General features: G+C 64.3%; 23 protein-coding genes. 5 read left to right on the forward strand and 18 right to left on the reverse strand.

The features are described from left to right. The first annotated feature begins 98 nt into the window (after nt 1-98). The 3 genes from LB523_RS15525 to LB523_RS15535 are packed head-to-tail and all read left to right on the forward strand — an operon-like array spanning nt 99 to nt 3,266. Entirely contained in the window at nt 99-1,139 is a 1,041-nt protein-coding gene (locus LB523_RS15525) for a class II aldolase/adducin family protein (RefSeq protein ID WP_224604048.1), read from the forward strand. Nucleotides 1,140-1,143: 4 nt separating this feature from the next. After that, a complete protein-coding gene (locus LB523_RS15530; RefSeq protein WP_224604051.1) occupies nt 1,144-2,418 on the forward strand; it encodes an FGGY-family carbohydrate kinase in 1,275 nt (424 codons plus the stop codon). Between the two features lie 2 nt (nt 2,419-2,420). Continuing rightward, on the forward strand, nt 2,421-3,266 hold the full coding sequence (locus LB523_RS15535) for a TIGR01459 family HAD-type hydrolase (protein ID WP_411966467.1): 846 nt from the start codon (nt 2,421-2,423) through the stop codon (nt 3,264-3,266). A gap of 9 nt (nt 3,267-3,275) precedes the next feature. Here LB523_RS15535 and LB523_RS15540 read toward each other — a convergent pair whose 3' ends face one another. The 17 genes from LB523_RS15540 to LB523_RS15620 form a co-directional block, all read right to left on the reverse strand. After that, on the reverse strand, nt 3,276-4,343 hold the full coding sequence (locus tag LB523_RS15540) for an ABC transporter ATP-binding protein (RefSeq protein WP_224604067.1): 1,068 nt from the start codon (nt 4,341-4,343) through the stop codon (nt 3,276-3,278). A 3-nt stretch (nt 4,344-4,346) separates the two neighbouring features. After that, nucleotides 4,347-5,195: a carbohydrate ABC transporter permease gene (locus LB523_RS15545; RefSeq protein ID WP_224604069.1), complete on the reverse strand. Its 849-nt coding sequence runs from the start codon at nt 5,193-5,195 to the stop codon at nt 4,347-4,349. Further along, nucleotides 5,195-6,118: a carbohydrate ABC transporter permease gene (locus LB523_RS15550; RefSeq protein WP_224604073.1), complete on the reverse strand. Its 924-nt coding sequence runs from the start codon at nt 6,116-6,118 to the stop codon at nt 5,195-5,197. The genes LB523_RS15545 and LB523_RS15550 overlap by 1 nt, the downstream gene beginning before the upstream one ends. A 184-nt stretch (nt 6,119-6,302) precedes the next feature. Beyond that, nucleotides 6,303-7,580, reverse strand: coding sequence for an ABC transporter substrate-binding protein (locus tag LB523_RS15555; protein WP_224604077.1), 1,278 nt, complete (start codon nt 7,578-7,580; stop codon nt 6,303-6,305). A gap of 24 nt (nt 7,581-7,604) precedes the next feature. Further along, on the reverse strand, nt 7,605-8,825 hold the full coding sequence (locus tag LB523_RS15560) for a PLP-dependent transferase (protein ID WP_224604080.1): 1,221 nt from the start codon (nt 8,823-8,825) through the stop codon (nt 7,605-7,607). Then, entirely contained in the window at nt 8,822-9,553 is a 732-nt protein-coding gene (locus tag LB523_RS15565; protein WP_224545376.1) for a FadR/GntR family transcriptional regulator, read from the reverse strand. The genes LB523_RS15560 and LB523_RS15565 overlap by 4 nt, the downstream gene beginning before the upstream one ends. Before the next feature lie 134 nt (nt 9,554-9,687). Further along, nucleotides 9,688-10,347, reverse strand: a complete 660-nt coding sequence (locus LB523_RS15570) for a DUF2161 domain-containing phosphodiesterase (protein WP_224604083.1) — start codon at nt 10,345-10,347, stop codon at nt 9,688-9,690. A 68-nt stretch (nt 10,348-10,415) separates the two neighbouring features. Beyond that, nucleotides 10,416-11,693: an L-fuconate dehydratase gene (locus tag LB523_RS15575; protein WP_224604086.1), complete on the reverse strand. Its 1,278-nt coding sequence runs from the start codon at nt 11,691-11,693 to the stop codon at nt 10,416-10,418. Nucleotides 11,694-11,745: 52 nt separating this feature from the next. Continuing rightward, entirely contained in the window at nt 11,746-12,477 is a 732-nt protein-coding gene (locus LB523_RS15580; RefSeq protein WP_224604089.1) for an SDR family oxidoreductase, read from the reverse strand. An 18-nt stretch (nt 12,478-12,495) separates the two neighbouring features. Next, the gene (locus tag LB523_RS15585) at nt 12,496-12,942 is read right to left on the reverse strand and encodes a MaoC/PaaZ C-terminal domain-containing protein (RefSeq protein WP_224604091.1); all 447 of its coding nucleotides are present in this window, start codon (nt 12,940-12,942) and stop codon (nt 12,496-12,498) included. 8 nt (nt 12,943-12,950) lie between these two features. After that, nucleotides 12,951-14,024, reverse strand: a complete 1,074-nt coding sequence (locus LB523_RS15590; RefSeq protein WP_224604094.1) for a Gfo/Idh/MocA family protein — start codon at nt 14,022-14,024, stop codon at nt 12,951-12,953. Then, nucleotides 14,017-14,346, reverse strand: a complete 330-nt coding sequence (locus LB523_RS15595) for an L-rhamnose mutarotase (protein ID WP_135886830.1) — start codon at nt 14,344-14,346, stop codon at nt 14,017-14,019. Before LB523_RS15595 ends, LB523_RS15590 begins: the two co-directional genes overlap by 8 nt. A gap of 10 nt (nt 14,347-14,356) precedes the next feature. Next, entirely contained in the window at nt 14,357-15,469 is a 1,113-nt protein-coding gene (locus tag LB523_RS15600) for a mandelate racemase/muconate lactonizing enzyme family protein (protein WP_224604098.1), read from the reverse strand. A gap of 1 nt (nt 15,470) precedes the next feature. Further along, nucleotides 15,471-16,568 carry an ABC transporter ATP-binding protein gene (locus tag LB523_RS15605; RefSeq protein WP_224604100.1) on the reverse strand — a complete coding sequence of 366 codons (1,098 nt, stop codon included), beginning with the start codon at nt 16,566-16,568 and terminating at the stop codon, nt 15,471-15,473. A gap of 4 nt (nt 16,569-16,572) precedes the next feature. Then, a complete protein-coding gene (locus tag LB523_RS15610) occupies nt 16,573-17,439 on the reverse strand; it encodes a carbohydrate ABC transporter permease (RefSeq protein WP_224602374.1) in 867 nt (288 codons plus the stop codon). 2 nt (nt 17,440-17,441) lie between these two features. Continuing rightward, the gene (locus LB523_RS15615) at nt 17,442-18,338 is read right to left on the reverse strand and encodes a carbohydrate ABC transporter permease (RefSeq protein WP_224604582.1); all 897 of its coding nucleotides are present in this window, start codon (nt 18,336-18,338) and stop codon (nt 17,442-17,444) included. Between the two features lie 133 nt (nt 18,339-18,471). Further along, nucleotides 18,472-19,788, reverse strand: a complete 1,317-nt coding sequence (locus LB523_RS15620) for an ABC transporter substrate-binding protein (RefSeq protein WP_224604103.1) — start codon at nt 19,786-19,788, stop codon at nt 18,472-18,474. A gap of 165 nt (nt 19,789-19,953) precedes the next feature. Here LB523_RS15620 and LB523_RS15625 point away from each other — a divergent pair, with 165 nt between their 5' ends. Beyond that, nucleotides 19,954-20,742: an IclR family transcriptional regulator gene (locus LB523_RS15625; RefSeq protein WP_224604114.1), complete on the forward strand. Its 789-nt coding sequence runs from the start codon at nt 19,954-19,956 to the stop codon at nt 20,740-20,742. A 64-nt stretch (nt 20,743-20,806) separates the two neighbouring features. After that, entirely contained in the window at nt 20,807-21,643 is an 837-nt protein-coding gene (locus LB523_RS15630) for an amidohydrolase family protein (RefSeq protein WP_224604117.1), read from the forward strand. A gap of 40 nt (nt 21,644-21,683) precedes the next feature. Here LB523_RS15630 and LB523_RS15635 read toward each other — a convergent pair whose 3' ends face one another. After that, complete coding sequence (locus LB523_RS15635) at nt 21,684-22,808, reverse strand: extracellular solute-binding protein (RefSeq protein ID WP_224604584.1); 1,125 nt, start codon at nt 22,806-22,808, stop codon at nt 21,684-21,686. Nucleotides 22,809-22,815 lie beyond the last annotated feature (7 nt).

The following is a 22,815-nucleotide window of genomic DNA, read 5'->3' on the forward strand; positions in this document are numbered from 1 at the left end:
GTTGACGTAGATCGCTCGCACCTGCGATATCAGCACCAATCATTCTCCTGTAACGGGAGATCGTGCGAGACCGACCGAGCCGTTGGAGGAAGATCGCCATGGCGACCACAGTTGATGCGCAGGAGCTGACCGCCTTGCGGACACTTTCGGCAGCCATCGGCGACGATCCGCACCTGACACAGGCAGCCGGCGGCAACACATCGCTGAAGGCAGGGGACACGCTGTGGATCAAGGCCTCCGGCACCTGGTTGAGGGACGCGCTGATTGACGACATCATGGTACCGGTCGCGATGGGTCCGCTCGTCGAGGCCCTCGAACGGCGCGATCCGAGCGCCGACAAGCCGCAGGCCTTTGCCATCGATGCCCTCAATCCGCGCGGCTTGCGCCCTTCGATCGAGACCATCGTACACGCGCTGATGCCGCAGCGAGTGGTGCTGCATGTCCACTGCGTCGAGACAATTTCACTCGCCGTTCAGGCCGATTGCGAGATCGAGGCCGGGCGGCGTCTCCAGGGCATCGCGTGGGCTTATGTCCCCTATCGCCGGCCGGGCCTGCCGCTTGCCCAGGGCATTGCCGAGCGTCTCGGGCAGGGGGTCGACGTGCTGATCCTCGGCAATCACGGACTGGTCGTCGCAGCGGAGACCGTGGCCGAGGCGGAGCGTCTGCTGCACCGGGTGAGATCGCTTTTGGCCCGCCCGGCGCGGCAGACACCGATCCCGGATATAGCGGCGCTGGCGGCACTTGCCGACGGCAGCGGTTACCGATTGCCGGCGGATATCGAGGCGCATGCGGCGGCGCTCGATGCGGACAGCCGCCGCATCGCCGAAGCCGGCAGCCTCTACCCTGACCACGTCATCTTCCTTGGCCGGGGCTCCGTGGTGGCAAGGCCTGGCGAGAAGGTCGCCGACGTCGTCGCGCGGCTGGGCACGAACCCCGTCGCGGTCCTCTTTCCAGGCGCCGGCGTGCTGATGCGCGGCGACGCCAGCTCCGGCGCGGACGCTATGCAGCGCTGCCTCGCCGACGTGACCGCGCGGATCGACACCACGGCGCGATTGAATTATCTCACCGCCGCCGAAAATGACGAGCTGGTCAACTGGGATGCCGAGCAGTATCGCCAGAGACTCAACGCGGCGGGTTAGGCGAATGGCGCCTCTTGCATTAGGCATCGACATCGGCACCTCCGGAGCGCGCGCCGTCGCGATGCGTCCGGACTTCTCCACCGCCGCGAGCGCCGCCGTGCCGCTCGAGCGCTTCGGCGCGAACGGCCGCGATCCGGCCGTTTGGTGGGCCGCCGTCGAAGCGACACTGCACGAGCTTTTTTCGCGCATCGATCGCATGGCTGTGCGCGCGATCGCCGTGGACGGTACGTCGGGAACCGTGCTGCCGACCGACGACGCCGGACGGCCGCTGGCCGAGCCGCTGATGTACAACGACAAGGTTCCGGATGCGGCCATCCTCGCCGTGATCGCCGGCACGGCGCCGGAGGCAAGTGCTGCGCATGGGGCGACCTCCGGTCTCGCCAAGGCGCTCTGGTTCCAGCGCCTGCCTGGCATCCACGCCGTGCTGCACCAGGCCGACTGGATTGCCGCGCAATTCTCGGCCCGCTTCGACATCAGCGACGAGAACAACAGCCTGAAGACCGGCTACGATGCCGAGGCGCGCCGCTGGCCGGAATGGATCGCGGCGACCGGCATGCGCGTGGAGCTTCTGCCCACCATTGTCAGGCCGGGTAGCGTGACCGGCAGGCTTACGGCCGCCGCCGCCGACCTGTTCGGGTTGCCGCGCGATGTCGCGGTGGTCGCCGGCACCACGGACGGCTGCGCCTCTTTCTTGGCGACGGGCGCGGCGGCCGCGGGCGACGGCGTCACCGCTCTCGGATCGTCGCTGACCATCAAGATCCTGTCCGACCGGCCGATCTCGGCGCCGCGCTACGGCATATACAGCCACCGGCTCGGCGATGCCTGGCTCGCGGGCGGCGCGTCGAACACCGGCGGCAAGGTGCTCGCCCAGCATTTTTCGCTCGCGCGCATCCTCGAACTCAGCGCAGCGATCGATCCTGCGACGGATACCGGCCTCGACTATTATCCGCTCGGCTCGGCCGGCGAACGTTTTCCTGTTGCCGATCCAAAGCTCCAGCCGCGCCTCCTGCCCCGACCGGAATCGGACGCCGACTATCTCAAGGCGATGCTGGAAGGCATCGCGGCCATCGAGGCGCTCGGCTACCAGAGGCTCGCAGAACTCGGCGCACCGAAGCTCACCTCGGTTCGAAGCGTCGGCGGCGGCGCCGCCAATGCCGCCTGGACCGCGATCCGGCAGCGCAGGCTTGGCGTCGAATTCCGGCCCGCGCTCTCGGACGAGGCCGCGGCCGGGACGGCAAGGCTGGCGCTGGCGGGCGCAAGGGAAGCGGGGCTGTTGTGAACGTGAAACGCACCGCGCATCTCGACGGGATCGAAGCGCTTGCCGAGCGCTACAACGTGTTCCTGCTCGACCAGTTCGGCGTGCTGCATGGCGGACAACAGCCTTATCCCGGCGCGGTCGAAGCCCTGTCGGCGCTGAAGCGCGCCGGCAAGACCGTGGTGCTGATCTCGAATTCCGGCAAGCGGGCGGAGCCAAACGAAAAGCGGCTGCTGAAGCTTGGTTTTGAAGCGGGAAGCTGGGATCATTTCGTCTCATCCGGCGAGGTGGCTTGGCGCATCTTCCGAAACATGGCGGACTCGGGCGCGCTGCGGGCTGGCACGAGATGCCTGCTGATCAGCCGCGACGAGGACCGTTCGGCGATCGAGGGCCTGCCACTCGTTCTGACCGAGCGCGGCGATGACGCCGGTCTGGTGCTGATCGCGGCCAGTGAAGGCGACCGCTACGACCTCGACCACTACCGAAGACTTCTCGGCCCGGCGGCGGCGCGGAAGGTGCCGTGCTTCTGCACCAACCCCGATCGGATCATGCTGACCGCGGTCGGACCGCGCTTCGGCGCCGGCGAGATCGCCGATCTTTACGAACAGCTCGGCGGCAGCGTCACCCGTATCGGCAAGCCCTACCCGGCGATCTACGAAGCTGCGCTGGCGCTTGCGGGACATCCGGCACTCAGCGATGTGATCTGTGTCGGTGACAGTGTCGAGCACGATATAGCCGGCGGCAACGCGGCCGGCGTGTCGACCGCGCTGGTGATGACGGGAATATTGGCCGACAGGAGCGACCTGACGGGGCTGTTTGCAGACCTAGGCGCGTGGCCTGACTACACTCTGGGCGCTTTCCGCTGGCGCTGATCCGCGGACCTATCCAATCCGGTTTCCGCTCACCGGATCGAACAGATGCAGCGCAGCCGGATCGGCGGCGAGGCGGATCGTGTCGCCCGGCCTCACATCGCTGCGGCCCATGACGAAGACGCAGACCTGCTGGTTGGCCAGCCTGACATAGAACTGCGTCGACAGGCCGAGCGGCTCGACCACCTCGACCTCGGCCTTCAGCGCGCCGTCATCCACGAGCTTGATGTGTTCCGGCCGCAGTCCGATGGTGAGGTCGTCGCCATCGCTCAGCGGCAGGCCATCCGGCAGCCGCAGCTTCTGGCCATCGGCGAGCACAGAATCCGCCTTGCCACCCTTGGCGACCTTAGCCGGCAGGAAGTTCATGCCCGGCGAGCCGATGAAGCCGGCGACGAAGGTGTTGACCGGACGGTCGTAAAGCTCCAGCGGGCGGCCGACCTGCTGCACATAGCCGTCATGCATGACGACGATGCGGTCGGCCATGGTCATCGCCTCGACCTGGTCGTGGGTGACATAGACCGAAGTGGTCTTGAGCTGCTGATGCAGCGCCTTGATCTCGGCGCGCATATGGACGCGCAATTTGGCGTCGAGGTTGGAGAGCGGCTCGTCGAACAGGAACACCTTGGGGTCGCGCACGATGGCGCGGCCCATGGCGACGCGCTGGCGCTGGCCGCCGGAGAGCTGGCGCGGCAGGCGGCCGAGATAGGCGTCGAGGCCGAGCCGCCTGGCTGCAGCACCTACCCTGCCGTCGATCGTCGACTTCTCGGCCTTCTTCAAAAGCAGGCTGAAGCCCATGTTGGAGGAGACATCCATATGCGGGTAGAGCGCATAGGACTGGAACACCATGGCGATGTCCCGGTCCTTCGGCGCGACGTCGTTGACCAGCCGCTCGCCGATATGGATCTCGCCGCCGGTGACTTCCTCCAGGCCGGCGATCATGCGCAGCAGCGTGGACTTGCCGCAGCCGGACGGGCCGACCAGCACGACGAACTCGCCATCGGCGATCTCGAGATCGACGCCGTGCAGGATGCGCAGCGCGCCGTAATCCTTCTCGACGTTTTGCAGCGTGACGGAAGCCATCTTTTATCCTTTGACCGCGCCGGCGGTGAGGCCGGTGACGAGATAGCGTTGCAGGAAAGCGAAGAAGACGCAGACCGGGATGAGCGCCAGGATGGAGGCAGCCATCATCTGCCCCCAGTCGACGGCGAACTTGCCGATGAAGGTGAGCAGGCCGACGGCAAAGGTCTTCTGCTCGTCGCTGGAGATCAGCATCAGCGCGAACAGCAACTCGCTCCAGGCGGCGGTGAAGACGAAGCCCAGCGTCGCGCCCATGCCGGGCAAGGTCAGCGGCACGATCACCCGGCGCATCGCCTGAGCGCGGGTGCAGCCGTCAATCATCGCCGCTTCCTCCAGGTCTTTCGGGATGCCGTCGAAGAAGGACTGCATCAGGAAGGTTGCGAAGGCGGTGTTGAAGGCGGTGTAGATGATGATCAGGCCGATCAGGCTGTTGGTGAGGCCGAGATCGCCCATGATGCGGTAGATCGGCGGAATGACCATGACCAGCGGGAAGGTCTGGGTGAGCAGCAACAGGATCGCCAAAGTCGCCTTGCCGCGGAAAGTGAAGCGCGACATGGCATAGCCGGCAAGCGTGGCGATGACGGTGACAAAGGCGGCCGTCGACACCGAGACGATGACGCTGTTGAGGAAATAGCGCGGAAAGTCGGAGGCCTCGAGCACGGTGGCGAAGTTCTGAAAAGTCGTCTGCGACGGCCAGAAGGTGATGCCTTCGGAATAGAGCAGGCGTTCGGGCGTCACCGAGATCTTCAGCGTCCAGAAGATCGGAAACAGCGCGAAGATCACGTAGGCCGCGATAGCGCCGTAGAGACCGATGCCGCCGAAGATTCGCGAAGTGGTGGAGCGACCGGCGATCATCAGACGTGCCTCACCAGGCTGCGGCGGATGGCGATCAGGCCGATGGCGTAGGCGATGAGCAGCACCAGAAGCAGCACCGCAACCGCCGAGGCGTAGCCTTTGTCGAGGGACTTGAAGGCGCTGACATAGATGTAGACCGGCACCGTGCTGGTCGAGCCCGCCGGCCCGCCCTCGGTCATGACGAAGATCAGGTCGGCGAAGGTGGCGATCCAGATGGTGCGCAGCATGACGGTGATGACGATGGTCGGCGCCAGGAAGGGCAGCGTCACCTTGGTGAAGCGCTGCCAGGGCGAAGCGCCGTCGATGGCCGCCGCCTCATGCAACTCGGAGGGGATCGACTTCAGCGCCGCCAGCAGCGTGATGGCGAAGAACGGGATGCCGAACCAGATGTTGGCGACGATCGGCCCCCACATGGCGGTGGCGGGATCGGACAACACGTTGGTCGGCCCCGCCTTCAGGCCAAGCGCGAAGAGCCAATGCGGCAGCGGCCCGATGATAGGGTTGAACAGCCAGGCCCAGGTGAGGCCCGAGAGAAAGGACGGCACTGCCCAGGGCAGGAACACCACCGCCTGGACGACCTTGCGGCCGTAGAAGGGCTTGTCGAGGAGCAGCGCGAGACCCAGGCCAAGAAAGAACTGGAAGAACAGGCTGGCGACCGTCCACCACAACGTGTTGATCAGCGCCTGGCCGAGCACCGGGTCGGAGAGCATCGCCTGGTATTGGGCGAGGCCGACATATTGCGACTTGAAGGCCGAGAATTTGCGGAAGGAATAGCTGATGCCGATGATCAGCGGCACCAAAAGCACCAGGACCAGCAGGACGATCGCAGGCGATAGATAGAGCCACGGCTCGATCGCGGCCTTGCTCAGCCGTTGCTTTCGCGGCCGGGCGGCGGATCGGATTTCGGAGACGGCGTAGGTCATACGTTTTGGCTCTACGGTGGTGAGTGGGTGCCGGGGACGGCGACAGCGTCCTTCTCCCCGTTCAACAGGGAGAAGATGCCGGCAGGCAGATGAGGGGCAGCGCGAACTTATGAAGGTGTGGCGCCGCCCCTCATCCGTCACTTCGTGACACCTTCTCCCCGTAAACGGGGAGAAGGAAAGAAGCTTACTTCTTGTTTTTTGCCATCCAGTCCTGCTGTTCCTTGGTCAGGAACTTGGCCCATTCGTCGGCCACGTCCTTGGCCGGCTTCTGGCCGAGCAGCACTTCCTGGAAATTCTTGATCGCTACCTGGTCGACGAAGTTGCCGAGGTTCTCCAGATGCGTCGGCGGCGTCACCATTTCGTATTTGGAGCTGTCGCTGAGCTCGGTGAACCAGCCCTTGAACTGCTCGGTCTTGAAATGCGCATCCTGGTCGGCGCCGTTGTGGATCGGGACGACGCCGACTTCCTTGGCCCATTCCAGATTGTCCTTGGGCGACAGCAGTGTGGCCATCAGCTTCCAGGCTTCGTCCTTGTGCTGGGAATTGGCGAACATCGCCCAGCCGGCATAGCCGAGCGTCGGGTAGGATTTGCCGCTCGGGCCCACGGGCAGCGGCGCCACAGCGAAGTCGTCGGCGCTCATCTTGTCGGCGATGCCAAGCAGCGCGTCCGGATCCTGGTTCAGCATGGCGCAGGTGCCGGAGTAGAAGCCGGTCACCGTCTCGTTGAAGCCCCAGCTCACCGAATCTTTCGGCGCCAGACCGTTCTTGTACATGTCGGCCAGCATCTGCAGGCCCTTGACCGAGCCCTCATCATTGATGGTTGAGACACCGTCGTCGGTGAAATAACCGCCCTTGCCGTCAGCGATGTTCATGAACATGTGCATGCCGTTGAAAGCGCCCGGGCCGCCGCGCAAGCAGTAGCCGTATTTGCCGGGGATGGCGGAGATCTTCTTGGAGAAGGAGACGAACTCGTCGAGGTTTTCCGGCGGACGGTCGAGACCGGCTTCCTTGAACAGCTTCTTGTTCCAGAACAGCGCGTTCACATAATAGCCATAGGGTATCATGAACTGGGTATTGTTGACGGTCGAGCCGAACTGCTTGGCTCGGTCGCCAAGCGTCTTGGCGTCGGGCCACTTGGCCATGTAAGGGCCGAGATCCTCAAGCTGCCCGTTGTTGGCATAGAGGCCCATCCAGCGCTCGGGCATTTCGACCACATCGGGCGTGTCGCCGGCCTGCACCATGGTGAGGAACTTCTCGAAGGCCTGGCCCCAGGGCAGCGAGACCACCTCCACCTTGATGCCCGGGTTCGCGGTCTCGAATTCGGCGATCTGCTTCTTCAGGAATTCGGTGCGCGGCGGGCTGGTGATGACCTCGACCAGCTTGATGGTGGTATCGGCCAGCGCGCCGCTGGCGGAAATCGCCAGGCCGGCTACGGCGGCTAACATGAAGGTCAGTTTTTTCATCTTCGGGACTCCCATTTTGGACGACTATTTTTTTGATTTGTCGAAGGCTTTACTTTTGTCGAAGGCTTGGGCGATGTCGGCCCAGAGGTCCTCGACATTTTCCAATCCGACGTTGAAGCGGATGGTTCGAGGGCTGACGCCGAAGCGCGCCATCGAATTGATGCCCGGCGTCTGCTCGAGCGAGGCTTTTGCCGGCACGACCAGGCTTTCATGGCCGCCCCAGCTGACGCCGATGCGGAAATATTTCAGCGCGTCGACGAAGGCCGGGATGTCGACATCCTCGGCGACCTCGAAGGAGAACAGGCCGGCATAGCCGGCTAAAGTCTTCTTGCCGGGGTGGTTGGAATAAGCGGGGTGGTTGACCCGCTCGACCTTGCCATGCGCCTTCAGCCGCTCGGCAATGATGAGCCCGCTCTTCATGTGATGCGGCAGCCTGAGCGGCAGCGTACGCAAGCCGCGCAACAGCAGCCAGCCTTCGAAGGGCGACAGCTTGCCGCCAAGCTGCGAATAGGTCTGCTCGTTGATGTGCTTGATGTGGGCGGCCGAACCCGCCACCACGCCGGCGACCGTGTCGCTGTGGCCGCCCAGATATTTCGAGGCCGAATGCAGCACCAGGTCGACGCCATGCGAGATCGGCTTCTGGAAGACGGGCGTCGCCCAGGAATTGTCGATGGTGGTGACGATACCCTGCTCCTTCGCCAGCCGGGTCAGATGCGCCACGTCCTGCAGCTCGAACATCATCGAGGTCGGGCTTTCGAGGTAGAGCAGCTTGGCGCCGGGAAGTGCCGCGGCAACCGCGTCAGGATCGGAGCCGTCGACATAGTCGACCTTGATGTTCAAGCGCGGGAACAGGCGTTCGAACAGGCGGTAGGCGTCGCCATAGCAGTTGCGCACGGCAACCATGCGCTCGCCGGCGCCGACGAAGGCGAGCACCGTGGCACTGATCGCCGCCATGCCGCTCGAGAAACCGCGCGCGGCCTCTGCGCCTTCGAGCGCCGCCACGCGTGCCTCGAACTCCATCACCGTCGGGTTGTCGCCGCGCGAATAGATCGGCTGCTTCCTTCTGCCGGCAAAGGTGTCGGCCATGTCGGCGTAATTGGCGAAGGTGAAAAGCGAGGTCTGGTAGATCGGCGGCACCACGGCGCCGCCTGGAAACGGATCGTCATGCGCCAGCAAGGTCGCCGCCTCGCCGAGATAGTCGCCGGCCAGCGGGGCCGGGTCGAAGGTGTTGGGCTGCTCGTTCATCTGCGGTCCGAAAGCTTGAGGTTGGCGGCACCGCGCTTCAGATCGTCCTCAACGGTGGCGATGAGCTTCAGCGCCTCGGCGCGGGCGCCTTCCGGATCATGCGCGGCGATGCGGTCGAAGATGGTGCGGTGGTAGGGAAAGCTGGCATGGCCGAAGTCACGCACGCCGAGTGGATGCTCCCAGAAACGGTGGAAGAGCTCATGCATGGCGCTGATGATCTGCTCGAACAGCGGATTGCCGGAGGCGCGGTAGACCGCCTGGTGGAACTCCCAGTCTTCCTCCGAGGACATGCCTGCGCGGGTGCGGAAGGCATCTTCCATGATGTCGAGCTTGCGCTCGATCTCGGCGATCTCGGCCTTGCCGCCGCGGATGGCGCAAAGGGCCGCCGCCTCGGCCTCAAGGGCCCGGCGGATCTCCAGCGTGCGCATCAGGCCGGCAAAATCATTGCCGCCGGACAGCGTCAGCGGCATGTGCAGCATATCAGGGGAGACGGCGGCCTTGAGATAAGTGCCCGAGCCCTGCCGCCGCTCGACGAGGCCGAGACCCTCCCAGCGGGTCAGGGCCTCGCGAACCGTGTTGCGGCTGACCTTGAGGCGTTCGGCCAGGATGCGCTCCGTCGGCAGCTTCTCGCCGGGACCCAGAGCCTCCTGCCGCACGAACCCCGCCAAGGCCTTCAGCACCGCGTCGTCGCGCGCCGTGGTCTGGATAGGGGGCAGGAAATCGGTCACGCCGGCTGAGCCTAAAGTGGTTCAATGGTCCAACCAATTTCTGCACAGGCGGCGGGACGTGTCAACAGTCGAAACGAGGCTTGGCCGAACGGCGCGGATTTTCCGGTTCGTAGCGCCGAATCGGCAAATCGTTCTTACAACGTCACCGACATAGGTTGGATCGCCGCAAGGCCGGCTTCGGTCAGCGCGTAGACACCGCGCTCGGCCCTGGCGAACCAGCCATAGTAATTGTGCAGAAGGATGCTGGCGGCGCGCGGCGAGAGGGTTTTGAGATCGCGCGGCCGTTTCGGACCGTCGGCCAGGGCGGCGGCGCAGGCCAGCGCTTCCTGCCGGTAGGCGGTCATGATCGGCTTCTTGCGCGTGCTGCCGCCGATGGACGGATCGCCCTTGCGGCGGTGATGCTCCTCGATTAGGCGTGAGCGCCGCCTGGGATCCCGGCGCGGCGGCAAGGCGGCCGGACTGAGCAGCAGCTCCACCTCGCCCTTCTTGCCGACGCCTAGCAGGCCGAAGCCGAGGCGGCGGCAGAGCGCGCGGAAGCGGCGGTCATGCTCGCGGCCCTTGCCGCGCGCCGACATATAGGCGGCAAGCCACACCTCGTCGCAGGCCGCCGCGCGGTCGACGGCTTGCAGGACGAGCTCGAGGTTGAACTGCAGCTTCAACTCGCAGATGACGACAACCGGCGGCTCGCCGGCACGCACGCCGACCACGTCGCAGCCGCCGATCTCGCCCTTGACGGCGAAATCCAGGCTCTCGAGGAACCGCTTCACCGGCTCGTAGAGGGAAGTCTCCTGCATTCGGCAGGCATAGCCGATTCGCAGCGGTCCAGTCGCGCGGGCGTAGTAACAGTTTGCAGCGTCACCTTTCAGGGCCGATGCAGGTAGTCCTCGATTGACTGCGCCTTCATCTCGATCGAGAAGCCGGGCGCACGGGGCGGCATATAGGCGGCATCGCGGATCACGCAGGGTTCCAGGAAGTGCTCGTGCAGATGGTCGACATATTCGATGACCCGGCCATCCTTGCTGCCGGACGCGGCGACATAGTCGATCATCGACAGATGCTGGACATATTCGCACAGGCCGATGCCGCCGGCATGCGGCCAGACCGGCAGGCGGTATTTGGCGGCGATCAGAAGCACCGCCAGAACCTCGTTCAGCCCGCCCATGCGGCAGGAATCGATCTGCACGACGTCGATCGCGCCGCCGGCGATGAACTGCTTGAACATGATGCGGTTCTGGCACATCTCGCCGGTCGCGACCTTGATCGGCGCGACAGCCTTGCGGATCTTGGCGTGGCCGGCGATGTCGTCCGGGCTGGTCGGCTCCTCGATGAAGAAGGGTTTCGCGAAGGCGAGGTCCTTGAGCCAGTCGATCGCCTGGTCGACCTCCCAGACCTGGTTGGCGTCGATCATCAGGTAACGGTCCGGACCAATGACCTCGCGGGCGATCCTGAGACGGCGGATATCGTCGGCGCGGTCGCGGCCGACCTTCAGCTTGATGTGATTGAACCCATCGTCGACCGCTTCCTGGCAAAGACGCCGCAGCTTGTCGTCGGGATAGCCGAGCCAGCCGGCAGAGGTGGTGTAGCAGGCATAGCCTTCGCGCTCGAGCGTGGCGATGCGCTCGGCCTTGCCCGTCTCGGCCTTCTTCAGGATCGCCAGCGCCTCGGCGGGCGTGATGGCGTCGGCGAGGTAGCGGAAATCGACGATGCGCACGATCTCTTCCGGGCTCATCTCTGCGACCAGCCGCCAGACCGGCTTTCCGGCTTCCTTGGCCCAGAGATCCCAGACAGCATTGACCACCGCGCCAACCGCAAGATGCATGGCGCCCTTGTCCGGCCCGATCCAGCGCAGCTGGCTGTCGCCGGTCACGTGATGCCAGAAGCGGCCGGGATCCTCTTTCACCCAGTCGAGATCGAGCCCCACGACGAGGTGGCGCAGCGCTTCGATCGCCGCGCAGCAGATCTCGTTGCCACGACCGATGGTGAAGGTGAGGCCATGGCCTTTCAGCGATCGAACATCGGTGTCGAGAATGACATAGGCAGCCGAGTAATCCGGGTCCGGATTCATCGCGTCCGAGCCGTCGAGGCTTTGCGATGTCGGGAAGCGCAGGTCGAAGGTTCTGAGGTCTGTGATTTTGGTCATTGCTGCCTCGTAACTGGCTTGCCTCACAACTCAACTGGCGGCCGAAACGGCCTCAGATCGACCAGCCGCCGTCGATATTATAGGCCTGTCCTGTCGTGTAGGTGGCGCCGGCCAGGTAGACCGCAAGGTCGGCGATCTCCTCCGGCGTGCCGATCCTGCCCATCGGCTGACGCGCGATGAAGGCGGCACGCGCGGCCTCATAGTCGCCCTGCGCCTGCATGCGGCCCTGGAGCGAGGGGCTCTCGACGGTGCCCGGGCAGATGGCGTTGCAGCGGACGCCCTTGGCGACATAATCGGCGGCGATCGACTTGGTCAGGCCGATCACGGCTGCCTTGGTCACGCCGTAGGCGAGGCGGTTCGGGACGCCCTTCGGGGCGCCCGCCACCGACGCCATGTTGATGATCGAGCCATCGCCGCGCTCCAGCATGCCGGGCAGCACGGCGCGGATGGTGCGGATCATGGCGCGCACATTAAGATTGAAGGCAAAGTCGAGATCCTCGTCCTTCATGTCCAGGATCGAGCCGGCATGGACGAAGCCGGCGCAGTTGAACAGCACGTCGACTTGGCCGATTTCGGCGAAAGCCGCCTTTACCGCGTCGTCGTTCAGCACATCGAGTTTTCGCGTCGTGATGCCAGGCGTCTTGCCAAGCTCGGCCAAGGCCGCCTCGTTGATGTCGGTGGCATGGACGATCGCGCTGGCCTTGGCGAAAGCCAGCGCGCTTGCCCGTCCTATGCCCTGCGCGGCCGCCGTGACGACCACGACCTTGCCAGTGATATCCGCCATGTTCTTTGTCTCCGTCTTTCAGCCGGGCCGTCGCTCGACGATATAGATGTGATCCGCCGCCAGCACGACCTCGTCGTGCTGGTTCAAAACCTCGACGTGTTCGATGACGCGTCCCGCGTTTGGCCGTTTGGGGTCGTCTTCCTTGGCGGCGATGGTGGTGCGCGTGCGGATCGTATCGCCGATGAAGACCGGCTTGATGAAGCGCAGCCGGTCGTAGCCGTAGGAGAAGGCGACCGGGTTGACGACGCTCGCCGTCAGCCCGACGCCGACCGAAAACACCAGCGTGCCATGCGCGATGCGCTGGCCGAAAGGTGTCGTCTTCATGAACTCGGCATCCATGTGATGCGGGAAGAAATCGCCGGTGTGGCCGGCATGGACGACGAAGTCCGTCTCGGTGATGGTGCGGCCGCTGGTGAGGCGCGACGAGCCGATCTCGTAGTCCTCGAAATAGGTGGTCTGTTCCATGTCCGGCCTTACGGCTTTGCAGCCAGCGGCGTCGCCGGCGCGGCACTCGATTTATAGGCGGCCTCGACCAGCGCCATTGTGTGCCAGGCGTCCTCGACGGAGCTGACCAGCTCCGCGTCTTCGCCGGATGCGAAGCGCTGGACATTGGCCATGCGGCCGACAAAGGCATCGGGGAACCATTCGCCGGCGAGCGACACGGTGACCCACTCCGAGCCGCCCTTGGGATGGATTTCCAGAATGTCCGGCTCGCCGCGCGGATAGTCGAGGTTGAGGCCGAGCTTGACATAGGCTGCGCCCTCGGTGCCGCAGATGCGGAACTCGCAAGCCTGATGGCGGCGCCCGAATTTGTGGTCGTGGTTGATCGAGAGCGCGCAGCGCACCGTATCGCCGTAGTCGAGGATGGCGCTGGTGCGCGTCTGCGCGACCTTGTGATTGGGATGGCCAAGCGTCTTGGCATGCACGCCCAAAGGATTGCCGAGAAGCTGGCGTATCAGGTCGAGATAGTGGATCGAATGCATGGCGATCTCGACGCGCGGCGCCTTGAGCAGGAACTCCCAGAGCTGCCAAGGCGTGTCGAGCGCCAGAAGCGCGTCGAAATCTACCACCTCGCCCAGCCATCCCTTGGCAATGGCGTCCTTCAGCGCCAGCATCATCGGCGCGAAGCGGAGCTGGAAATTGACCGCCGCCTTGAGCTGCTTGGCGCGGCAGATTTCGAGGATCTCGGTGGCCTCGCCGAGATAGTTGCCCATCGGCTTCTGGATCAGCGCCACAGCGCCATCCGGCAGGGCCTTCAGCACCTCGGCATGGCGGCCCGGCGGCGTGGCGAGATCGAAGATCGCGTCCTTTACCACAGCCGCTTCCTCGACCGAACGGAACGCCGTCACGCCCCATGTCTCGGCCAGTTTTTGCGCCTTGGCCTGATCCGGATCGTAGAGGCCGGAAATCGGGAAGCCGGCCTTACGATAGGCGGGAAAATGCGCGTCGCCGACGATCGAGCCGGCGCCGAACGTCACGATCGAGCGCGGTTTTAAAGGCTTCGGCCAGGACTGCGCCAGCGATGCCGGATCGAAGGCATCAGTCATAATGGAAGACCTCGTCCATCGAGGCCCACCACTCGCCTTCCTTCCGCGTCTCAAGCGGCTCCTGACAGGGCATGCAAACGGACCACCATTCCTGCGTCTTCGGGTCGGCGGCCATCTTGGCCATGTCGGCGGCGTAGTCGGTACCGTGATATTCGAAATAGGAGAAAAGCAGGTTCTCAGGCCGCTTCAGGTAGATCGAATAGTTCTTGATGTTGCAGGCCGAGATCATGGTCAGCACGTCCGGCCAGACAGCAGCGTGGAGGCGGACATATTCCTCGACCTTCTCGGGCTTCAAGCCCAGAACCATTCCCATGCGCTGCATATCCGTCTCCCTATTTCGCGATCGCCGTGGTGAACTCGGCGATGCTTCTTGCCTTCACGGCGTCCCAGTCCCAGTCGATGCCGATCCCGGGCTCGCTGGGCGCCAGCGCATGGCCATTCTCGATGCGCATCTTGTCGCCCGTCAACTCGTCGAGTTGCGGAATATATTCGACATATTTGCCGTTCTGGATGGCGCAGACCAGGCTGACATGCAGTTCCATCAGGAAATGCGGGCAGACCGGCATGTCGAAAGCCTCCGCCGCGTGGGCGACTTTCAGCCAAGGGGTGATGCCGCCGATGCGACCGGCATCGACCTGGACGATGTTGCATGCACCCTTCTGCATGTATTCGCGAAAATGCCTTATCGAATAGAGCGACTCGCCGACCGCGATCGGCGTCGCGGTCGAGTTCGACAGCCGCACATGGCCGTCGATGTCGTCTGCCGGCAGCGGCTCCTCGATCCAGGCGAGATCGAGATCGCGCAACCGCTCGGCGCGGCGGATCGCCTCGTCGACGGAAAAGCCCTGATTGCAGTCGGTCATGATCTCGTAGCCGTCGCCGACCGCCTTGCGCACTGCCGACAGCCGCGCGACGTCCTCAGAACCGTGCGGCTTGCCTATCTTCACCTTGGAGCCGGCAAAGCCCTTGGCCTTCGCTTCCAGTGAATCGTCGACCAGTGCCTGTGTCTCGATATGCAGCCAGCCGCCCTCTGTCGTGTAGAGCGGGCAACGGTCCTTGGCGCCGCCGGCAAGCTTCCAGAGCGGCAGGTTCTGCTTTCTCGCGCGCAGGTCCCACAAGGCGATGTCGATGGCGGCCAGTGCGATCGCCGTGATGGCGCCGATGGTGGTGGCGTGGGTGGCGAATTCGAGCTCGTGCCAGATCGCCTCGATCCGGTCGGCGTCGCGGCCGATCAGGCGCGGCGCAAGATGGTCGGCCAGAAGCAGCATCACCGACGAGCCGCCGGTGCCGATCGTATAGCTGTAGCCGGTGCCCGATGCGCCGTCGGAATCGGTGATGGTGACGATCGGCGTCTCCTGGCTGACGAAGCTCTGGATCGCGTCGGTGCGCTTCACCTTCGGCACGAGGTCGACCATGCGCAGCTCGATCTTCTCGATTTTCGCCATGTCAGCTCCTCAGCGACTTGCCGGTTTCGGCGGAGAACAGATGCGCGCGGCTCAGGTCGAAGCTCATGCCGATCCTGTCACCGGCTTTCAGCGGCTTGGGATTGAGCATGCGCGAGATCCAGTCGGTGCCGTTGAACTCGGCGAAGACCAGCGTTTCGTTGCCGAGCGGCTCGGTGATGCTGACCGGCAGCTCGATACGATGGACTTCCGCTTCGCTGCCTGAGCTCAGGCCGTGGCCGGTCGGATAGAAATCATCGGGACGGATGCCGAACACGACCTTGTCGCCGGCAGCCGTCTTCGACTTGAACTGGCCGGGCAGCGGCAGGCTGTCGCCGCCGCCGAACATCAGTCGCCCGTCGCTCACCGTCGCCTGGTGCAGGTTCATCGGCGGCGAGCCGATGAAGCCGGCGACGAAGTGGGTCGCAGGCCGGCTGAACACCTCGTCCGGCGTGCCGACCTGCTCGATATGGCCCGAGCGCATGATGACGATGCGGTCGGCGAGCGTCATCGCCTCGACCTGGTCGTGGGTGACATAGATCACCGTCGACTTGAGCTTGGCGTGCAGCTTCTTGATCTCGGTGCGCATCTGCGTGCGCAGCTTGGCGTCAAGGTTGGAGAGCGGCTCGTCGAACAGGAAGACATCCGGATCGCGCACGATGGCCCGGCCCATGGCGACGCGCTGGCGTTGGCCACCCGAGAGCTGCGAGGGGCGGCGCTCAAGCAGCTCGTCGAGGCCGAGGATGGCGGAGGCTTCGGCAACGCGCCGGTCCATGTCATCCTTGGCCGCACCCGCGATCTTGAGCGAGAAGCCGAGATTCTCGCGCACCGTCATGTGCGGATAGAGCGCATAGGACTGGAACACCATGGAGATGTTGCGCGAGCGCGGCGGCAGGTCGTTGACCATGCGCCCGCCGATGTCGATCATACCGCCGCTGATGTCCTCGAGGCCGGCGATCATGCGCAATGTCGTCGACTTGCCGCAGCCGGACGGGCCGACCAGCGCGATGAACTCGCGGTCGGCGATCTCGAGATCGATGCCGTGCACGATCTCCATGTTGCCGTAGCGCTTGGTGAGCTGTTTCAGCGAAACCGTTGCCATGAAATCAACCTTTCACCGCGCCGGAGGTCAGGCCGCCGACGAGGTGTTTCTGGACGATATAGGTGAGGGTCAGGGCCGGGATGATCATCACCACGGCCAGCGCGCACATGCCGCGCCAGTCGATGGTGAACTCGGCCGTATAGTCGAGCAGCCCGACGGGCAGCGTCTTGGAATTGACGGAACGTGTGAGCTGCGAGGCCAAAGCGAACTCGTTCCAGCAGGTGAGGAAGGCGAAGATCGCGGCCGAGGCGATGCCAGGACGCGCCAGCGGAAACTCGACCTGCCAGAAGGCCTGCCAGCGCGTGCAGCCGTCGATCTGGGCTGCTTCAGCAAGGTCCTTCGGCACCTGGCGGAAGAAGCCGTCAATCAGCCAGATGGTGAACGGCACGTTGAGCGCGACATAAGCGAGGATCATGCCGATATGGGTGTCGATGATGCCCAGCCGCACATAGAGGAAAAACAAAGGCAGCGAGAGCGCGATGCCGGGCACGGTGCGCGTCAGCATCAGGCCGAGGAACATGCCCGACTTGCCGCGGAAGCGGTAGCGCGCGAAGGCGTAGCCGCCGGCCATGCCGATGGCCACCGCGATCGCCGTCGAGGTGACCGAGATGATCAGCGAGTTGCGGAAATAGTCGAGCACCGGGATGCCGCCTTTGCCGATGCCGCTGAACATGGCGACATAGGCGTCGACGGACAGCTGCTGCGGAATCCAGACCGGCGGCTTGGCCATGATCTCGACCGTGGGCCTCAGCGACGACAGCACGATCCAGATGCCCGGCAGGCAGATCACCAGCATGGCAAGGAATAGGCCGACGCGGTGCGCGACGGTGAGCGCGCGGCGCGTGAGGCGGGCGGAGGCGTTCTCGTCCATTCTCACCACTCAGCGCCGATCTGCGCACGCGCCGCGGCGAGCTTGTTGTAGAAATAGACGGTGAAGGCGATCGACAGCAGGATCGAGAAATAGGCCATGGCATTGGCGAGGCCCATGCGGGCATCGCTGTAGGCGGTGCGCCCGACCAGCGTCCACAACAGCTCGGTGCGGCCGGCCGGGCCGCCATCGGTCATGATCTTGACGATGTCATAGGCGCGCGCGACATCGAGCGAGCGGATCGTCATGGCGATATAGGCGAAGGGCATGACGAAGGGCCAGGTGACATAGCGAAAGGTCTGCCAGGGCGTGCAGCCGTCGACGCGGGCCGCCTCGATCGGCTCCTTGGGCATGGCGAGCAGGCCAGCCAGGATCAGAATCGCGAAGATCGAGGTCGACGACCAGATCTCGGCGATCGAGATGGCGATGAAGGCGAGATGGCCTTCGATCAGCCATGGGATGGCGTCCTCAGTGATGCCCAGCGACTGCAGCGCATTGTTCACCAGGCCGATATTGTCGTTGAACATGAATTTGAACTGGAAGCCGACGAGGATCGGCGAGAACATCATCGGGAACATCATCAGCGTGCGCAGGATGCGCTGGCCGCGCGTCGCCTTCTCGACCAGCATGGCCAGGCCGAGGCCGAGCAACATTTCGAGGTTCAGCGCGATGGTGAGCAACAGAACGGTGCGGCCGAAGGCCCACCAAAAATCCGCATTGGTGAGGATCGACAGATAGTTCCTGAAGCCGACGAAGACGAAGAAGGTCTCGGGCCGTGTCAGGCGGAAGGGCGTGAAGCTGGAATAGAGCGACAGGATCAACGGTAGCACCACCACAGTCGCCAGCACGACCATGGCCGGAAGCAGCAGCAGGAACGGCGCGGATGGCTTGAAGCCCTTCATCAGGATCCTGTGGTGTATTGCATTCATTTCGGGCCGCCACGGGCATGGCCCCGGCCGGAGCGGAAAGTCAGCGGCGACAAGACGCTGTCGCCTCCCCCATTCACGATGGGGGAGGCAGCCTTGGGAGTGCTGCTTAGAGCTTGCCGGCGTCCTGAAGGATCTGCATCGCCTTGGCGGCCGCCTCGTCCAGGGCCTGCTTGGACGTCTTGTCGCCAAGGATCGCCGCCTGCAGCTCGGGGTAGACGGCGTTGGAGATCTCGATCCACTCAGGCGTCTGCGGCACGGCGAAGGCGTGCTTGGCTTCCTCCTGGAAGGCGGCGAGGACCTCCTTCTTGTACGGATCGTTCTCAGCCTGCTTCAGGTCCCAGTCCCAAACCGCGGTGCGGGTCGGCAGCGGGCCGGCGGCGGCTTCCAGCTTTTGGCTGTCCTCATTGGTCAGCCACCACACCAGCGAAGCCGCGGCTTCCTTGTTCGGGCAGTTCTCGGTCACTGAGAAGCCATGGAAACCCGACCAGCCGGTGCGCTTGCCGGAAGACCCCTTGGGCGCGACCTTCACGCCGACATTGCCGGCGACCTTCGAGGACTTCGGGTCGTTGAAGAAGCCGGCCCAGCCCGGCCAGTCGAGGTTGATCGCCACGGTGCCCGAGGCAAAGCCCTGGCCGAGATCGTCCCAGAGATAGTTGGTGGTGCCGGCCGGCACGGCCTTGGCCTTGTAAAGATTGACGAACCAGTTCAGCGCACGGATACCGGCCTCGGAGTTGAAGACGGGCTTGCCATCCTTGTCGAGATATTCGCCGCCCTCGGCGACCACCATCTCATAGAAGCGGCCGTTGATCGCCTCTTCCTTGCCGGCGAACTGCGTGCCGTAGAAATTGGGTGGGTTGGCATAGAACTCGGCCTGATCGGTGACTTCCTTCCAGGTGTCGGGCGGCGCAAGGTCATAGCCGTATTTGGCCTTGAACCTGGTCTTGTTGTCGGCGTTCTCGTAGAGGCTCTTCTGGTAGTAGAGCGCCGAGACATCGAACTGCGCGCGCGGCAGCATCTCGAGTTTGCCGTCGATGGTCGCGGCCTTGATCGTCGAGGGCACGAAAGCGTCGATCTCTTCCTTCGGCAAGAGCTTGCTGAGGTCGGTGTAAAGGCCGGTATATTGCGGCGCGAAGGAAGAATGGTTCCAGCCGACGCACCAGTTGGTGCTGCCCGAGGCGATGTCGGACTTCAGCTCCTTGTCGATATCGAAGCCGTTCTTCTTGGTCAGGATGTTGACCTTGGCGCCGGTCGCCTTCTCCCATTCGGGGATGCGCTCATAGAGCTTTTCATATTGCTGACCGCCGATCAGCTTCACGTCGATCGTCACGCCCGGAAATTTGCCGGGCAGATCGGCCGAAAACGCAGTGCCGCTCAGCAGCAGGCCAGCCAGGCCGGCGGAAATGCCTAGAACCAGTCTCGTCATGTTCTCCTCCCATGGGCTCGTAGCGACGGCCTGCCGAGTGCGCGACCGATCGCCTGAGCTTCATTCATATGCAAATAGCATTTTCATTCCCGGGTCAAGCCGAATGTGCTTCCAGTGGAATGAAGTTCATGCATATATGCAGATCGAAATTCACTGGAGGGACGGGTGGCAGAGGAAGAAGACGGGGACCGCTACCGCGCGCCGGCGCTGGACAAGGGGCTGGATATTCTTGAGTTGTTGTCCGGCGTGGACGGCGGGCTGACGCAGGCGGAGATCGCAAAGCGGCTCGACCGCAGCCCGAACGAGTTCTACCGGATGCTCGACCGCCTGGTGCGGCGTGGCTATGTCACCAAGATCGACGGCGACCGTTACTCGCTGACGCTCAAGCTCTTCGGCCTCGCGCAATTGCACGCACCGGTTCGCCGGCTGGTGTCCTATGCGACGCCGATCATGCGGGAGCTGGCCGAAACCTCATCGCAGGCCAACCAGTTGGTAGTGTTCGACCGGGGCGCCGCCGTGGTCATCGCGCAGCAGGAAGCGCCCCGCTATTGGGGCATCTCGATCCGCGTCGGCTCGCATATCAGCCTGTTCGACACCGGTTCCGGCCATGTGCTGCTTGCCTTCCGCTCGCCCGAAGAGCGCAAGATGATGATCGCCGAGCATCTGCAGAGCACCGAGCATCTCAATCTGACGCCGGAATTCTTCGCCCGCCTCGACCAGGTGCGCGACCGCGGGTACGAGATGATGGCGTCGCTGCAGACCGCCGGCGTCTACAATCTTTCGACGCCGGTGCTGGGGCCGGACGGCAGAGCCATCGCGGCGCTGACCATTCCCTACATCACCTTGGTCAACGCGCCCACGGCGCCGGACATCACCCTGACGATCCGGTATCTGCAGGATGCAGCGGCAAGGCTCTCGCAGCTCGCCGGATCGGATGTGCCACAATCGTCGTAATTTCTTATTTGAATAATAGATTTTTCGGCGAAATAGTGTCGGAAGCCGGGGAGGATACGCCGTCATGATCATCGACACACATCTGCATCTGATCGACCAGAGCGCGCTTCGCTATCCATGGCTGGCCAGCGTGCCGGCGCTGAACCGCGACTTCTCCTACGAGGAATACGCCGCCGATGCGCGGCGCTCAGGCATTGAAGCCGTGTTGCATATGGAGGTCGACGTAGACCCCGCCGACATCGCCGCCGAGACGGCGCACGTCAAGTCGATCGCCGGCCAGGCGGGCAGCCTAGTCAAGGGCGCGATCGCCTCCTGCCGGCCCGAGGAGGCCGGTTTCGAGGCTTATCTGGAAACGGTCAAGGCGGAGCCGTTCGTCAAGGGTTTCCGCCGCGTGCTGCATGTCGTTCCCGACGATGTCTCGGAAGGCGCGCTGTTTCGCCAGAACATCAAGCGGCTGGCCGGCACCGGCCTGACATTCGATCTTGTGGTGCTGCCGCATCAGATCCCAAAGGCAATGGCGCTCGCCGACCTCGCCCCGGACGTCCAGTTCGTCCTCGATCATTGCGGCGTGCCCGACATCAAGGGCAATGCCGAGCATCCGTGGCGCGAGCATATGGAAGCAATTGCCAAGCGGCCCAACGTCACGGCCAAGATCTCCGGCGTCGTCGCCTATGCCGATCCGGCGACGTGGACGGTCGAGACGCTCCGGCCCTATGTCGAGCACACGATCCGGTGCTTCGGCTGGGACCGGGTGATCTGGGGCAGCGACTGGCCGGTCTGCACGTTGGGCGGCGGGCTGACGACCTGGATCGCCGCCACGCATGCGCTGCTGGCCGGTGCAAGCGATTCAGAGCGGACCCGCCTGCTCTCGGGCAATGCACGCCGGCTGTGGCGGATATAGACGTCAAGCTCGCCGAGCGTCGCGGCGGCGATCGGCACATCTAGCCGGCGGCTGGCGCGAAACTCTCCCGGAACAGGCGATTGATGTCGGCGACGACATGGCCGGCGTCCTGCCGGCCGGCAAGGCCTTCATTGATGCGGTCCGAAGCCAGCTGCTGGAAGGCCATGTAGCCGTCATGGCGCGGGCGGACCCAGGCGCCCTCGAGTGTCGCCCGCGTAGCGCGATAGAAGTCGCTGGTCGCGGCATTGACGGCATTGTCCTCCCAGGCCGCGGCATGGCCGGGCTGGCCGCCTGCGGCGGCGTAAGGGCCGCGCTGCACGTCGCCGCTGGCGATCCAGTAGGCGAAGTCGATTGCCGCCTGGCGCTGGGCGGAAAACGCGGAGACGGCAATGCCGGTGCCGCCAAGCGCCGAGCCGACCGGGCCGTTGCCGCTGGCAACCGGTATGTCGGCGAAGGCGAGGCGGTGCGGGCGGAAACCCGCCACCGCATAGGGAACATAGCCATAGATCAGCGGCGCGCAGGCGATGCGCGAGCCGGACTTGGCCATCTTCTCGAAGACGGCGATCGGATCCATCGTCAGGCATGCGGGATCGACTAGCGCCGCAATCTCACGCAGCATCTCGAAGGCGGTTTCGCCGGTCTCGCCATCGACAAGGTCGTTCGAGCCGTCGACTATGCATGGCCGGCCGAGATCGGCGGCCAAAGTGTAGAAGCACATCAGCGAATGCGGCGGCCGCAGCGGCAGGAGCACGCGGCCCTGCTCGGCAAGCGCCAGCACTTCGGTCCAGATCGCCGGCGCGGCTTCGATCAGATCGGGCCGCCACGCCTGCACCTGGGTCGCGGCGTCGATCGGGAAAGCCCATTGCCGGCCCTGCCAGCTATAGCTCGGATAGGACTGGCCGACGCTTGCCGCAGCCAGCGCTTCGCGTTCCGCCTCGCGTCCGGGCACATCGAGCGGCGCAAGGCATTTCTCGGCGGTGATCTGGCCGACATGCGGGTGGTCGATGACGATCAAATCATAGGCGCGGGCGAGCTCTTCCACCGGGAAGGATTCGAAATCCTGCAGCGAGCGCTTTTCCCATTCGATCGAGACGCCGGTCCTTTCCTTCCACAGCGCCGAGCATGCCACCATCGGGTCGTAGCCGCGCGGATGGTTCCAGGTCATGCCTTTC

Source organism: Mesorhizobium sp. ESP-6-4 (assembly GCF_020164735.1).
Lineage (GTDB): Bacteria > Pseudomonadota > Alphaproteobacteria > Rhizobiales > Rhizobiaceae > Mesorhizobium.

Excerpts from the sequence above, each read along its gene's own strand:
- LB523_RS15610 (WP_224602374.1), bottom strand. The coding sequence starts at position 17,439 with ATGGACGAGAACGCCTCCGCCCGCCTCACGCGCCGCGCGCTCACCGTC.
- LB523_RS15570 (WP_224604083.1), bottom strand. The coding sequence starts at position 10,347 with ATGCAGGAGACTTCCCTCTACGAGCCGGTGAAGCGGTTCCTCGAGAGC.
- LB523_RS15600 (WP_224604098.1), bottom strand. The coding sequence starts at position 15,469 with ATGGCGAAAATCGAGAAGATCGAGCTGCGCATGGTCGACCTCGTGCCG.
- LB523_RS15615 (WP_224604582.1), bottom strand. The coding sequence starts at position 18,338 with ATGAAGGGCTTCAAGCCATCCGCGCCGTTCCTGCTGCTGCTTCCGGCC.
- LB523_RS15540 (WP_224604067.1), bottom strand. The coding sequence starts at position 4,343 with ATGGCTTCCGTCACGCTGCAAAACGTCGAGAAGGATTACGGCGCGCTG.
- LB523_RS15550 (WP_224604073.1), bottom strand. The coding sequence starts at position 6,118 with ATGACCTACGCCGTCTCCGAAATCCGATCCGCCGCCCGGCCGCGAAAG.
- LB523_RS15630 (WP_224604117.1), top strand. The coding sequence starts at position 20,807 with ATGATCATCGACACACATCTGCATCTGATCGACCAGAGCGCGCTTCGC.
- LB523_RS15525 (WP_224604048.1), top strand. The coding sequence starts at position 99 with ATGGCGACCACAGTTGATGCGCAGGAGCTGACCGCCTTGCGGACACTT.
- LB523_RS15595 (WP_135886830.1), bottom strand. The coding sequence starts at position 14,346 with ATGCAGCGCATGGGAATGGTTCTGGGCTTGAAGCCCGAGAAGGTCGAG.
- LB523_RS15590 (WP_224604094.1), bottom strand. The coding sequence starts at position 14,024 with ATGACTGATGCCTTCGATCCGGCATCGCTGGCGCAGTCCTGGCCGAAG.
- LB523_RS15620 (WP_224604103.1), bottom strand. The coding sequence starts at position 19,788 with ATGACGAGACTGGTTCTAGGCATTTCCGCCGGCCTGGCTGGCCTGCTG.
- LB523_RS15605 (WP_224604100.1), bottom strand. The coding sequence starts at position 16,568 with ATGGCAACGGTTTCGCTGAAACAGCTCACCAAGCGCTACGGCAACATG.
- LB523_RS15575 (WP_224604086.1), bottom strand. The coding sequence starts at position 11,693 with ATGACCAAAATCACAGACCTCAGAACCTTCGACCTGCGCTTCCCGACA.
- LB523_RS15555 (WP_224604077.1), bottom strand. The coding sequence starts at position 7,580 with ATGAAAAAACTGACCTTCATGTTAGCCGCCGTAGCCGGCCTGGCGATT.
- LB523_RS15530 (WP_224604051.1), top strand. The coding sequence starts at position 1,144 with ATGGCGCCTCTTGCATTAGGCATCGACATCGGCACCTCCGGAGCGCGC.
- LB523_RS15585 (WP_224604091.1), bottom strand. The coding sequence starts at position 12,942 with ATGGAACAGACCACCTATTTCGAGGACTACGAGATCGGCTCGTCGCGC.
- LB523_RS15635 (WP_224604584.1), bottom strand. The coding sequence starts at position 22,808 with ATGACCTGGAACCATCCGCGCGGCTACGACCCGATGGTGGCATGCTCG.
- LB523_RS15580 (WP_224604089.1), bottom strand. The coding sequence starts at position 12,477 with ATGGCGGATATCACTGGCAAGGTCGTGGTCGTCACGGCGGCCGCGCAG.
- LB523_RS15545 (WP_224604069.1), bottom strand. The coding sequence starts at position 5,195 with ATGATCGCCGGTCGCTCCACCACTTCGCGAATCTTCGGCGGCATCGGT.
- LB523_RS15560 (WP_224604080.1), bottom strand. The coding sequence starts at position 8,825 with ATGAACGAGCAGCCCAACACCTTCGACCCGGCCCCGCTGGCCGGCGAC.